The sequence below is a fragment of the Paraburkholderia yinzeri genome, assembly GCF_046581065.1.
GTDB lineage: Bacteria > Pseudomonadota > Gammaproteobacteria > Burkholderiales > Burkholderiaceae > Paraburkholderia.
In genome coordinates, this window is sequence record NZ_JBFOCJ010000003.1 from 257,718 (window position 1) to 270,319 (window position 12,602).

The 12,602-nt window shown below is 66.1% G+C and carries 11 protein-coding genes; 3 read left to right on the forward strand and 8 right to left on the reverse strand.

The features are described 5' to 3' along the window. The first annotated feature begins 6 nt into the window (after positions 1-6). The 3 genes from WJ542_RS27960 (at position 7) to araH (ending at position 3,672) form a co-directional block, all read left to right on the forward strand. A complete protein-coding gene (locus WJ542_RS27960; protein WP_411192809.1) occupies positions 7-1,011 on the forward strand; it encodes an arabinose ABC transporter substrate-binding protein in 1,005 nt (334 codons plus the stop codon). Between the two features lie 31 nt (positions 1,012-1,042). Beyond that, complete coding sequence (araG, locus tag WJ542_RS27965; RefSeq protein ID WP_411192810.1) at positions 1,043-2,581, forward strand: L-arabinose ABC transporter ATP-binding protein AraG; 1,539 nt, start codon at positions 1,043-1,045, stop codon at positions 2,579-2,581. A gap of 80 nt (positions 2,582-2,661) precedes the next feature. Further along, positions 2,662-3,672, forward strand: coding sequence for an L-arabinose ABC transporter permease AraH (gene araH, locus WJ542_RS27970; protein WP_411192811.1), 1,011 nt, complete (start codon positions 2,662-2,664; stop codon positions 3,670-3,672). 56 nt (positions 3,673-3,728) lie between these two features. On the opposite strand, the gene WJ542_RS27975 is transcribed toward araH, so the two are convergent. The 8 genes from WJ542_RS27975 to WJ542_RS28010 form a co-directional block, all read right to left on the reverse strand. After that, entirely contained in the window at positions 3,729-4,472 is a 744-nt protein-coding gene (locus WJ542_RS27975) for a FadR/GntR family transcriptional regulator (protein ID WP_411192812.1), read from the reverse strand. Between the two features lie 49 nt (positions 4,473-4,521). Beyond that, entirely contained in the window at positions 4,522-5,274 is a 753-nt protein-coding gene (locus WJ542_RS27980; protein ID WP_411193519.1) for an ATP-binding cassette domain-containing protein, read from the reverse strand. An 80-nt stretch (positions 5,275-5,354) separates the two neighbouring features. Continuing rightward, the gene (locus WJ542_RS27985; RefSeq protein WP_411193521.1) at positions 5,355-6,368 is read right to left on the reverse strand and encodes an ABC transporter permease; all 1,014 of its coding nucleotides are present in this window, start codon (positions 6,366-6,368) and stop codon (positions 5,355-5,357) included. Beyond that, positions 6,368-7,492, reverse strand: a complete 1,125-nt coding sequence (locus WJ542_RS27990) for a sugar ABC transporter substrate-binding protein (RefSeq protein WP_411192813.1) — start codon at positions 7,490-7,492, stop codon at positions 6,368-6,370. The genes WJ542_RS27985 and WJ542_RS27990 overlap by 1 nt, the downstream gene beginning before the upstream one ends. 329 nt (positions 7,493-7,821) lie before the next feature. Further along, positions 7,822-8,940: a galactofuranose ABC transporter, permease protein YjfF gene (yjfF, locus tag WJ542_RS27995; RefSeq protein WP_411192814.1), complete on the reverse strand. Its 1,119-nt coding sequence runs from the start codon at positions 8,938-8,940 to the stop codon at positions 7,822-7,824. A 17-nt stretch (positions 8,941-8,957) separates the two neighbouring features. Next, on the reverse strand, positions 8,958-9,986 hold the full coding sequence (locus WJ542_RS28000; RefSeq protein ID WP_411192815.1) for an ABC transporter permease: 1,029 nt from the start codon (positions 9,984-9,986) through the stop codon (positions 8,958-8,960). After that, on the reverse strand, positions 9,983-11,503 hold the full coding sequence (locus WJ542_RS28005) for a sugar ABC transporter ATP-binding protein (RefSeq protein WP_411192816.1): 1,521 nt from the start codon (positions 11,501-11,503) through the stop codon (positions 9,983-9,985). Before WJ542_RS28005 ends, WJ542_RS28000 begins: the two co-directional genes overlap by 4 nt. A 54-nt stretch (positions 11,504-11,557) precedes the next feature. Next, positions 11,558-12,505, reverse strand: a complete 948-nt coding sequence (locus WJ542_RS28010) for an ABC transporter substrate-binding protein (protein WP_411193523.1) — start codon at positions 12,503-12,505, stop codon at positions 11,558-11,560. Positions 12,506-12,602: the final 97 nt, after the last annotated feature.

Genomic DNA, 12,602 nt, shown 5'->3' on the forward strand with positions numbered 1-12,602 from the left:
CACAGCATGACCAGCAAGATCCGCCGGCTGACCCTTCGCGCCGTTCTCGCCGCGATGTGCATCGCGCCGCTCGGCATGAACGTCGCGGCCCACGCCGACGCCCCCGTGAAGATCGGCTTTCTCGTGAAGATGCCGGAGCAGGCCTGGTTCATCAACGAGCAGAAGGCCGCCACGGCGCTTGGCCAGAAAGAGGGCTTCTCGGTGGTGAACATCGGCACGCCGGACGGCGAAAAAGTGCTGGCCGCGATCGACAATCTCGGCGCGCAAGGCGCGCAGGGCTTCGTGATCTGTGCGCCCGACGTGCGTCTCGGACCGGCGATCCAGGCTCGCGCCAAGCGCTACAACATGAAGTTCGTGACGGTGGACGACCAGCTCGTCGACTCGTCGGGCAAGCCGCTCGCGGGCGTGCCGCACCTCGGCATGTCGGCGTTCAAGATCGGCAATCAGGTGGGCCAGGCGATCAGCGACGAAATGAAGAAGCGCGGCTGGAAGCCCGAGGAAGTGGGCGCGCTGCGCATTACCGACTATGAGCTGCCCACGGCGAAACTGCGCACCGACGGCGCGACGCAGACGCTGCTCGCCAACGGCTTCAAGAAGGACAACATCTTCGACGCGCCGCAAAAGACCACCGACGACGAAGGCGGCTTCAACGCGGCCTCGCCGGTGCTCGCGCAGCATCCGAACATCAAGAAGTGGGTGGTCTTCGCGCTCAACGAAGAGACCGTGCTGGGCGCCGTGCGCGCGACCGAGCAACTGCATATTCCGTCTGCCGACGTGATCGGCGTGGGCATCAACGGCGCGGGCGAAGCGTTCGCCGAGTTCCAGAAGAAGGAACCGACGGGCTTCTACGGCACGATCGCCGTGAGCTCGACGAACCACGGCAAGGACAGCACGCAGAACCTCGTGGACTGGATCAAGACCGGCAAGGAGCCGCCGGCCGACACGCAGACCACCGGCAAGCTGATGACGCGCGACAACTGGCAGGCCGTGCGCGCGGAGCTGGGTATCTAAGCGCCGCCGGACGTTTCGCGAAAGGGATGCAATGACTGAAGCCATGCTTGAAACGCCGGCCCGCGAGCCGGCGCGGGAGGCGCCGCGCGCGTATCTGGAACTCGACGGCATCACGGTGAGCTTTCCGGGCGTGCGCGCGCTGGACCGCGTTTCGCTCGGAGTGCGAGCGGGCGAGGTGCACGGCCTGATGGGCGAGAACGGCGCGGGCAAATCCACGCTGCTCAAGGTGCTCTCGGGCGTGAACCAGCCGCAGGAAGGCACGTTGAAGCTGAACGGCGTGGAGCAGCGCTTCACGACCACGCGTGCCGCGCTCGACGCGGGCATCGCTATCATCTATCAGGAACTGCATCTCGTGCCCGAGCTGACGGTGGCGGAAAACCTGATGCTCGGGCAGTTGCCCAATCGTTTAGGGGTGCTCGACGAAAAGACGCTGGTCGAGCGCGCGATGAACGAACTCCAGCGGCTTGGCGAGCGCATCGATCCGCGCACGCCGGTGAAGGCGCTGTCGATCGGCCAGCGCCAGATGATCGAGATCGGCAAGGCGCTCATGCGCGACGCGCGCGTGATCGCCTTTGACGAGCCCACGAGTTCGCTTTCGGCGCGCGAGACGGAGAACCTCTTTCGCATCATCAACGCGTTGCGCGCCGACGGGCGCGCGATCATTTATGTCACGCACCGCATGGACGAAGTCGATGCGCTTTGCGACCGCGTGACCGTGTTCCGCGACGGCCGCCGCATCGAAACCTTCGAATCGGTGGCCCACCTCGACCGCAACCGCCTGATCGCCGCGATGGTGGGGCGTTCGATCAGCGACGTGTATGGCTATCGCTCGCGCGAGGCGGGCGAGGTGCTGATCGAGGCAAAAGGGCTGCTCGGGCCGGGGCTGGCCGAACCCGTTTCGTTCAGCGCGCGGCGCGGCGAGATCGTGGGCTTTTTCGGTCTCGTGGGCGCGGGGCGCTCCGAGCTCATGAAACTGATCTATGGTGCGACGCGCGCCACGGCGGGCCATGTCGAACTGAACGGCAAACGCGTGAACTTCGCCAGCCCGCGCGACGCCGTGCGTGCCGGCCTCGCGCTGTGTCCCGAAGACCGCAAGCAGGAAGGCATCGTGGCGATCGCCTCCGTGGCCGACAACCTCAACCTCAGCGCGCGCCGCCATTTCAGCCCGGCGCGCTTCCTGCTGGACGCGCGCCGCGAACGCGCCCTCACCGACGATTACATCGCGAAGCTCGCGATCAAGACGCGCAACGGCGATACGCCCATCGGCACGCTTTCGGGCGGCAACCAGCAGAAAGTGATTCTTTCGCGCTGGCTGGCCGAGCGTATCGAGGTGTTCCTGATGGACGAACCCACGCGCGGCATCGACGTGGGCGCGCGCGCCGAGATCTACAACCTGCTCTACGAGCTCGCGGAAGCGGGGCGCACGGTCATCATGGTGTCGAGCGATCTCGCCGAGGTGATCGGCGTGTCGGACCGCATCGTGGTGATGCGCGAAGGGCGTATCGCAGGATGTGTCCAGAAAGCCGATGCGCGCCCCGACGAACTGATCAAGCTGGCGCTGCCGCATTAGCGGCGCCCATGCCATGCCATCGCGGCCCGTTGCCGTTGCGGGCCGTTGAACCGAAACGTAGCTGAACCGTAGAACCTCCGATGAGTCAAGCCATGCAACCTCCAGGCACCTCCTCCGTCACCGAAGCCGCCGCGCCGGCTGCCGCCCGGCGCGTGCGCGCGTGGGACATGATCAACAAGTCGGGCATCGTCGTGGTGTTCGTCGTACTCTTCGCGGTGCTCTCCGCGACCGTGCCCGACTTCCTCACCACGCGCAACATCCAGGGCCTGCTGCTCTCGGTCACGCTGATCGGCTCCATTGCGGTCACGATGATGTTCGTGCTCGCGCTAGGCGAGGTGGACCTCTCCGTGGCGTCCATCGTGGCGTTTTCGGGGGTCGTCGCCTCGACGGTCATCACGCAGTCGCACAGCGTCATGCTCGGCATCGCGGCCGGCATTCTTGCCGGCGGCGCCGTGGGCCTCGTCAACGGCGTGCTGATCGCGCGCTTCAAGATCAATTCGCTGATCGCGACGCTCGCCATGATGGAAGCGGTGCGCGGTCTCGCGTTCCTCACCTCGAACGGCGACGCCGTGATGATTTCCGAGGAGCGCTTCTTCGACCTGGGCGGCGGCTCGTTCCTCGGCATTTCGTACCCCATCTGGAGCAACATCGTCGGCTTCGTCGTGTTCGGTTTTCTGCTGAAGAAGACCGTGTTCGGCAAGAACGTGCTGGCCGTGGGCGGCAATAGCGAGGCCGCGCGGCTTGCGGGCCTGCCCGTCACGCGCATCAAGATCACCGTGTTCGTGCTGCAGGGTCTCATCACCGGCTTCGCGGGCGTGATGCTCGCCTCGCGCATGAGTCTCGGCGACCCGAAGACCTCGGTGGGGCTGGAGCTGGGCGTGATCTCCGCGTGCGTGCTGGGCGGCGTGTCGCTCACGGGCGGCGTGGCGACCATCTCCGGCGTGCTGGTGGGCGTGCTCATCATGGGCGCCGTGCAGGACGCCATGAGCCTCATGAACGTGCCGACGTTCTACCAGTACCTGATTCGCGGCGGCATTCTGCTGCTGGCCGTGCTGTTCGACCAGTTCCGCCGCAGCCGTCGCGCGGTCTGATCATGAGGACCGGCGGCGCGACGACCCCCCCCCCGCAGCGAGAACGCGCGCGCCGCTCAGGTGCGCCGCGGCTGCACGGGCTCCAGCGCCGCGCCGCCGAGGATCGAGTTGGCGTCGGCGCGCGCGTTGTCGAGCTGCACGACGCTCGCCTGGCGCGCGGAGAGCGCGTCGCGGTGCTCGATGGCCGTGAGGATGGCCTTGTGGCGCGGCAGCGAGAGTGCGTGCGTGTTCGGGTGGCGGCTCGTGAGCTTGATCGACTCCATGAGCGCGAGCGTGAGCATGTTGCCGATATACGCCAGCATGTCGTTGTGCGTGGCCGCCATGATCGCGCGGTGGAACTCCAGGTCGGGTTCGAGCAGCTCGGAGGCCGTTTGCGCGGCCTCCATGCGCGCGTAGGCCGCGCTGATGCGCTCGACGTCCGTCTCGCTTGCGGAGATGGCGGCGAGCGCGGCGGCGGCGGGCTCGATGATCTGGCGCACCGTCATGAGCGCCTGGAAGAAATCGCCTTCGGGAATGCTGTTGACGGTCCAGTAGAGCACGTCGGGGTCGAGCATGTGCCAGTCTTCGCGCGGCTTCACGACGCTGCCCACGCGCGGCTTCGAAATGACGAGGCCCTTGGCGACGAGCACGCGCGTGGCCTCGCGCAGCACGGGGCGGCTCACGCCGTAGGTTTCGCATAGCGTGGGCTCGGGGGGCAGCCGCTGCCCGGGCGCGAAACGTCCGCCGACGATTTGCATCCCCAGTTCCTGCACGATGCGGCCGTGCATGCTCTTGCGATTCTGCAGGTTGCGGTAATCCATGATTCCCCGGCTGGTAGGCGGCCCTTGCCGGCCGCACCTCCGCGTGTTGTCAATGCGCGCTCGTGGCGCGCATCGCGCGGTATTCCCGCCGCACGATGTCCATCAGCTCCGGTACCGAGGTCTGCGCACTGCGCTGTTCGAACGTCACGCGGCCACGTTGCATCAACATGATGCGATCGGCGATGTCGAGCGTCTGCGCATAGTTGTGCATGATCATGATAATCGATAGCCCGCCTTTTTCCTTCAGGCGCAGAACGAGGTCGATGATCAGTCCGGCTTCGCGCGCGCCCATGGCTGCAAGCGGTTCGTCCAGCAGCAGGATCTTCGCGTTCGAATTCACGGCGCGCGCCACGGCAATGGCCTGGCGCTGTCCGCCGGAGAGCCGCTCCACCGGCAGATCCACCGACGGCACATGAACACCGATATCGTCGAGACACTGCGCGGCGCGCTCGCGCATCTGCCCGTGATCGAGCAGCCGGAACGGGCCGCGCCGCACGATCTCGCGGTTCAGGAACATGTTGTGGTAGATGCTGAGCGAGTTCGCAAGCGCGAGATCCTGATAAACGCATTCGATGCCGAGCGAGCGCGCGTGATCGACGGATCGCAACAGCGTTTCCTGGCCGTTCACGTAGAGCGTCCCTTCGGTCTGCTGATGAAAGCCCGTGAGGATCTTGACGAGGGTGGACTTGCCCGCGCCGTTGTCGCCGAGAATGCCGAGGATCTCGCCCTCGCCGAGCGTGAACGAAACGCCGTCGAGCGCCGTCACGGCGCCGAAGCGCTTGACGATCTTCTCGCCGCGCATGGCAAGCGGCCCGGCAGCGGCGGTGGAGGCTGTGGAGTCGGCTTCGGCGGACGAGGCCCCTGCGGGCGGTAGCGGCTCGCTCATCCGTGCCTCCCTTTGCGCCGGATACGACCGACGTGAATATTGAAGACCATTGCGGCGAGAATCGCGGCGCCGAGGATGATGTTGAACGTGAAGGCGTTGATGCCGATGAGCGTGAAGCCGTCGTTGAGGATACCGAGCACGGCCGCGCCGATCAGGCCGCCCACGATCGTGCCCGAGCCGCCCGTGAGCGGCGTGCCGCCGATCACGGCGGCGGCGACGGCGAGGAACATGATCTGGTTGCCGCCGGCCTGCGGGTCGATCGAGGTGATGCGAAAGCCTTCGAGTATGCCGGTGAGGCCCGCGAGCACGGCCGCGAGAATGAAGTTGCCAAGCCGCAGCCGGTTCACCTGGATACCGGCCTCGCTCGCGCCGAGCGGATTCGCGCCGGCCGCCTGGGTATGCAGCCCCCAGCGCGTGTGCCGCAGAAGAATGTGCATGACGAACGCCAGCACGACGGTCCAGAGGATTTCGCTGTAGCCCCAGGCGCCCATGAAGTTCGCGAAAGCGGGCGAGCCGGGCGTTTCGACGGGCGTGCCGCGCGAAACGGTGAGCGTGATGCCGTTGATCAGAAAGAGCGTGCCGAGCGTCGTCACGAACGAGGGCAGCCGCAGCCATACCGTGATCGCGCCGTTCACGAAGCCGATCACCGCGGCCGCGACGAGCCCCACGAGCACGGCGAGCCACATGGGCGCGCCCGCTTCGTTGGCGAACACCATCATGAACGGTGCGAAGGCGAACACCATGCCCGAGGACAGGTCGATGTCGCCGCCGATCATCAGCATGATTTCGCCGAACGCGATGATCGCAACCGGCGCGATGAACTGCGAGAGATTGACGAGACTCGCATTCGTCAGCAGAAAATCGTGATTGGCGAACTCGAACCAGGCGGCGAGCAGCACCGCCACGAGCAGGATGCGCAGCTCCGCCGACCACGCCGAAACAAGCGTCCCGGGCGACCGCGGGGGCCGCGCCGGGACATCCGCCTTGCGGGATTCGTCTACCGTACCCATCATGACTTGATTGCGCCGCTCAACGGAACGATTTGCGGCTTGGTGCTCTTGCCCTCATAGCGCGTCGACGTGTTGAGGTACGGCTCGACCGTGCCCTTCGTGACGAACTTGAGGCCGCTGTTGATGTTCGCCGGCCCGACGAGTCCGCCGGAAGCGAGGAACACGAATGCCTCCATCACAGTATAGAAGCCCTGAACATAAGGCTGCTGGTCGATCGTGAAGTCGAGGAAGCCTTCGTGAATGAGCTGGACCGTGGTGGGCAGCAGGTCGAAGCCGCCGCCGTGCACGCCCTTGGAAGGCAGGTTCGACTCCTTCATCACTTGAGCCACGCCCTGGGTGCTGCCGGCATCGACGGCGAACATGCCCTTCAGGTCCTGGTGTCCCAGATAGAAGGATTTGATCTTCGAAAGCTCCTCGTTGACCGTCGCGCCCGTTGCCACGCTCTGGACTTCGATGTTCTTGCCCGACTTCTTGATCGCGTCGCTCGCGCCGTCCAGCCGCGGCTGGATGTTGAGCTGGCCCGGCGTGGCGATGAAGAGCGCCACGAGCCCGCTGTCGATCAGCGAGGCAATGCGCTCGCCCATCTGGTAGCCGGAGAGATAGAGGTCCTGGCCGATGTACGCGAGGCGCGGGCTGGATTTGCCGCGCGGCGCGTCGGCGTTGTAGGCGAACACCGGAATGCCCGCGTCGAGCGCGGCCTGGATCGGCTTGTCGAAGGCGGTGGGGTCGACGATCGGCACGGCAATCGCGTCGGCCTTGGCGGCAATCGCGGCGTTCACGGCACGCACCATTTCGCCGGCGTCCGAGGTGGCCGAGCCGGTCCACTGGTAGTCCATGCCGAACATCGAGCAGGCGTCCTGAATGCCGTACTGCGTGGGCACGAAGAACGGGTTCGTCGTGACGTGGTTGACGAACACGATCTTCCATTTCTTGTGCCCGGGGAACGCCATTTCGGCCGCCTGCGCGGTCGAAATCAGGCCGCCCGCGCCGGCGCCCAGCGTTCCCAGCAGCGAGAGCGCCGCACCGAGTCCTGCGCCCTGGAGCAGGCCGCGCCGGCCTGCATGAACTAGTCCCTGCATCTTATCTTGCGTCTGGTCTTGCGCATCATCCCGTTCTTGCGACATCTTTTCCTCCGGTTGTTTTCGTGGGTCCGGGACCTGCCGAAAAACTGCCGAACAGCAGGTCCTGGCGCATGCACATTCACGATGGCACCGGGCGGCGCGGCGGCGTCCCTGTCATGACGCTGCGGGTGAAAACGTGGAGACCGTGCCGGACGGTACGACGAAGATGGTAGTGCAGTGCTTTGTTGGGGCCTAATCCACGTATACCCGTAATAAGTCGGACTATTGTCAGGTAGCGCGGCGGGTTCTCCGTGCCCGCGCGCGCCGCCCGTCACCGCACCGGATGCCCATCCACTTCACGCAAATCTGTTTTGCGGCCATCGTGCTTACGTTCAGACGTGCGGCGGCGCCGCAGCGAGCTGCGCCTCGTCGAGCGACGTGCTGCTTTGCGGCCGCGCCGCTTTCGCCGTGGGCGCGCCGATGCCGGTGCCGCCCGACTTGCGCCGCACCGCGTGGCGTTCGGTGGCGCGCTGCATCAGGCAGAACGCGCACAGCAGCGCGCCGATCACAATGCGCGTCCACCACGAGCTGAGCGTGCCGTCGAAGGTGATGAGCGTCTGGATCGTGCCGAGTATGCCCACGCCGAACACCGAGCCGATCACATAGCCCACGCCGCCCGTGAGCAGCGTGCCGCCGATCACGGTGGCGGCGATGGCGTCGAGTTCCATGCCCTGCGCCTGCAGCCCGTAGCCCGAGAGCACGTAGAGCGTGAACACCACGCCGCCGAGCGCGGAGCAGAAGCCGGAAAGCGCATACACGCCGATCTTGGTGCGCGCGACGGGCAGACCCATCAGCAGTGCAGAACGCTCGTTGCCGCCGATCGCGTAAACGTTGCGTCCGAACCGCGTGAAGTGTGCGATCACGATGCCGGCTGCGAGCATGGCGAGCGCGATGAGCGAGCCCGTGGTGAGCGAGCCGGTGCCCACAGGAATGCTGAAGCCGGCGAGTGTGTGGAAGCTCGGGTCGTCGATCGGGATGGACTGCGTCGTGATGAGAAAGCAGGTGCCGCGCGCGAGGAACATGCCCGCGAGCGTGACGATGAACGGCTGCAGGCGGAAGTAGTGGATCAGCGCGCCCATGGCTGCGCCGTAGAGCGTGCCGCACGCCAGCACGGCGAGCAGGATGAGGGCCACGGGCCAGTGCCAGCGCTCGGCCATCACGGCGCACAGGATCGTGGCGAGCGCCACCACGGCGCCCACCGAAAGATCGATGCCGCCCGAGATGATCACAAACGTCATGCCGATTGCGACGATCAGCAGGAAGGCGTTATCCACGAGCAGTCCGAACAGCACCTGCAGCGAGAAAAAGCCGGTGTACATCACGGAGCCGAAACCGAACAGGGCGACGAACAACAGCACCGTGATGGCGATGGGCAGCACGCGCGGATCGACGAAGCGCGCGGCGCTGCGCCGGCACGCGGCGAGTGGCAGGGCGAAGGGAGGCGTGCGCACGGTTTCCTCGCGGTGTCCTAATAGTTGGGAGTCTGGGCGCGGCGGGCGCCGGCCACGCGCAGCAGTTGCCGGGCGGCGAGCGCGCGCGCCGTGGGCGACTGGATCACGGTCACGAACGTCACGACCACGGCCTTGACGACGAGCGTGGCCTCGGGCGGCACGCCGATCGAATAGGTCGTGTAGGTAAGCGTCTGGATGATGAGCGCGCCGAGCACCGTGCCCGCGAGGCTGAAGCGCCCGCCGGCGAGCGACGTGCCGCCCAGCGTGACGGCGAGGATCGCATCGAGTTCGAGCAGCAGGCCCGCATTGTTGCCGTCGGCGCTGCGCACGTTCGAGCTGATGAGGATGCCCGCAACAGCGGCCATCACGCCGCAGAACGTATAGGTGCCGAACACCACGAGCTGGGACGAGAGGCCGGCGAGGCGCGCGGCCACGGGATTCACGCCGATCGAGCGTACGAAGAGCCCGAGCGCCGTCTTGTTGACGATCAGCACCGTGACGAGCGTGACGGCCAGGGCGATCCAGACGTCGCACGGCACGAGCGCGAAGTAGCCGTCGCCCGCGAACAGATAGCCGGGTGCGCCGATGGGGATGATCTGGCCGCCCGTGAGCAACTGCGCGACGCCGCGCCCGGCCACCATCAGGATCAGCGTGGCGATGATGGGCTGCATGCCGATGAAGGCGACGAGCAGGCCGTTCCACATGCCGGCGAGCAGGCCGACCGCGAGCGCCGCGCCGAAGGCGGCGGCGACGCGCGACGGATCGGCTTCGAGCACGATCGCGGCGGCGGCCCCGGCAATGGCCACCACGGCGCCCACCGAAATGTCGATGCCGCGCGTGGCGATCACGAGCGTCATGCCGAGCGACACGACGACGAGCGGCGCGGCGTTCATGAGGATGTCGATGGGGGCGCCGAACAGATGCCCGGAGAGCAGCGTGATCGAGAGGAAGTTCGAGCGGTGCGCAACGTCGACGGCAAAGAGGCACACGAGCGTGGCCGCGGGCCAGACGAGCGGATGCCTGAACAGCGTGGAAAGGCGGATCATCGGCGGCCTCCCGCGATCAGATCGTAGACCTCGTCTTCGGAGCGGCCGTGACCTTCGAGCTCGGCCACCTTGCGGCGGTCGCGCAGCACGGCGATGCGGTCGCTCACGCGCACCACCTCGCTGATCTCCGATGAAATGAATAGTATCCCTAAACCCTTCGCGCACAGCGCGCGCACGCGGTCCATGATCTCGAACTTGGCGGCCACGTCGATGCCGCGCGTGGGTTCGTCGAGGATCAGCAGCCTGGGCTCCGTGGCGAGCCAGCGTGCGAGCAGCACTTTCTGCTGGTTGCCGCCCGAAAGCAGGCCAATGGGTTGTTCGGCGTCGCGCGCCTTGATGCCGAGTTGTGCGATGTATTCGTTCGCGAGCTCGCGCTGGCGCGCGCGCGAAATCATGCGCCACCAGCCGCGCCGCGCCTGCAGCGCGAGAATGATGTTCTCGCGGATCGAGAGGTCCGCCACGATGCCTTCCTTCTTGCGGTCCTCGGGGCAATAGGCCATGCCGTGGCGCACCGCATCGCGCGGCGTCGCGAGCTTCACGGTCTTGCCGCGTATCGACACGGCGCCCTGGTCGACGCGGTCGACGCCGAACAGCAGGCGCGCCGTTTCGGTGCGCCCGGAGCCGAGCAGCCCCGCGAGGCCGAGTATCTGGCCCGGCTGCACGTCGAGGTCGAGCGGATTGAGCACGCCGCGCCGCGCCACGCCCTGCGCACTGAGGTAAGGTTCGGACGCCCGCGGCTGCGGGGCGGCGGGCGGCGCTGCGGCTTCGTTTTCCAGCCGTTCGCGTGCGATCTGCTGGCCGACCATCTTTGCCACCAGCGTCTGCACGGGCAATTCCGATGCAAGGTATTCGCCTTCGCATTCGCCGTTGCGCATCACCGTGATGCGGTCGGAAATCGCGTAGGTCTGCTCAAGAAAGTGCGTGACGAAGAGGATTGCGATGCCCGAGGCCTTGAGTTTGCGCAGCACGTCGAAAAGCCGCGAGACTTCGTTGTCGTCGAGGCTGGAGGTCGGCTCGTCGAGGATCAGAATGCGCGCGTCCACCGACACCGCGCGCGCAATCGCCACCATCTGCTGGATCGCGATGGGGTAGGTGTCGAGCGACTGTGTGACGTCCAGCGTGAGGTTCAGTTCCGCGAGCACCTCGGCCGCGCGGCGATGGATCGTTTTCCAGTCGATCAGGCCGTGCCGCCGCGGCTGGCGGCCCGCGAAGATGTTCTCCGCGACCGAGAGGTTCGGGCAGAGATTGACCTCCTGGTAGAGCGTCTGGATGCCGGCGGCTTCCGCTTCCAGCGGCGTGGCGAAGCGCACGGGCGCGCCTGCCAGCAGGATCTCGCCGGCTTCGGGCTGATGCACGCCGGTGAGGACGTTGATGAGCGTCGATTTTCCCGCGCCGTTCTGGCCCATCAAGGTATGGACCTCGCCGGGATAGAGGCGGAAATCGACGTTGGCGAGCGCGCGCACGCCGGGGAAGGTGCGCGAGAGGCCGTGCGTTTCGAGTAGGGGCGTCGTGCTCATGAGGCGGATGTGTGCGCGGCCCGGCGAGCGCCGGGCCGCTCTCTCGCGTCAGGATTAGTACTTGCGCGAAGGCAGGATCTGCGCCGCGACGTTTTCCGGGAACACGGTCTCGTTCGTGACGATGCGCTTGGGCAACTGCTTGCCCGCCACGACGTCCTTCACGGCCTGCATGAGCTGCGGGCCAAGCAGCGGGCTGCATTCGACGTCGACGTTCATCTTGCCCGCGATCATTGCTTCAAAGCCGCCCTTGGTCGCGTCGAACGACACCACGCTGATGTCCTTGCCGGGCTTCATGCCGGCTTCCTCCATGGCCTGGATCGCGCCGAGCGCCATGTCGTCGTTATGCGCATAAACAACGTTGATCTTGTTTCCATACGTCTTGGCGAAGGCCTCCATTACCTGCTTGCCGCCTGCGAGCGTGAAGTCGCCGCTCTGCGAAGCGATGATCTTGAACTTCGGATCGTTCTTGATGACTTCCATCAGGCCCGCGTGGCGGTCGTTCGCGGGGGCGGAGCCCACCGTGCCCTGCAGTTCCACGATGTTGATGGGGCCGGGATTATCCTTGTAGTGCTCTTCGAGCCAGTGGCCGGCGCGCCGCCCTTCTTCCATGAAGTCGGAGCCGATCATCGTGACGTAGAGCGACGTATCCTTCACGTCGATGTTGCGGTCGGTGAGGATCACGGGAATCTTCGCGCGCTTCGCTTCTTCGAGCACCGGCTCCCAGCCCGATTCCACCACGGGCGAGAACGCGATCACATCCACCCGCTGCGCGATGTACGAGCGGATCGCCTTGATCTGGTTTTCCTGCTTCTGTTGCGCGTCCGAGAACTTCAGGTTGATGCCGGCGTCCTTCGCGGCCTCTTTGACGGATACCGTATTCGCGGTGCGCCACGCGCTTTCGGCGCCGACCTGGGCGAAACCCAGGGTGATCTGCTTGTCCTGGGCGTAGCCAGGGCCCGCCGCGAGTGCGAAGGCGGTGGCCATGAGGGCGCTCGCGATCATGCGCGTTGCCAGTTTCATGCGTGTCTCCGTTGTAGCTTGCGTTATTTTTTCTCAAAGCGCGCTACCGCCCGCCGTGCACCACAGCCGGACTACGTCA

Bases quoted from the DNA above. Each gene is read 5' to 3' on its own strand.
- WJ542_RS27960 (WP_411192809.1), top strand. From the start codon at position 7: ATGACCAGCAAGATCCGCCGGCTGACCCTTCGCGCCGTTCTCGCCGCG.
- araG (WP_411192810.1), top strand. From the start codon at position 1,043: ATGACTGAAGCCATGCTTGAAACGCCGGCCCGCGAGCCGGCGCGGGAG.
- araH (WP_411192811.1), top strand. From the start codon at position 2,662: ATGAGTCAAGCCATGCAACCTCCAGGCACCTCCTCCGTCACCGAAGCC.
- WJ542_RS27975 (WP_411192812.1), bottom strand. From the start codon at position 4,472: ATGGATTACCGCAACCTGCAGAATCGCAAGAGCATGCACGGCCGCATC.
- WJ542_RS27980 (WP_411193519.1), bottom strand. From the start codon at position 5,274: ATGCGCGGCGAGAAGATCGTCAAGCGCTTCGGCGCCGTGACGGCGCTC.
- WJ542_RS27985 (WP_411193521.1), bottom strand. From the start codon at position 6,368: ATGGGTACGGTAGACGAATCCCGCAAGGCGGATGTCCCGGCGCGGCCC.
- WJ542_RS27990 (WP_411192813.1), bottom strand. From the start codon at position 7,492: ATGTCGCAAGAACGGGATGATGCGCAAGACCAGACGCAAGATAAGATG.
- WJ542_RS28000 (WP_411192815.1), bottom strand. From the start codon at position 9,986: ATGATCCGCCTTTCCACGCTGTTCAGGCATCCGCTCGTCTGGCCCGCG.
- WJ542_RS28005 (WP_411192816.1), bottom strand. From the start codon at position 11,503: ATGAGCACGACGCCCCTACTCGAAACGCACGGCCTCTCGCGCACCTTC.
- WJ542_RS28010 (WP_411193523.1), bottom strand. From the start codon at position 12,505: ATGATCGCGAGCGCCCTCATGGCCACCGCCTTCGCACTCGCGGCGGGC.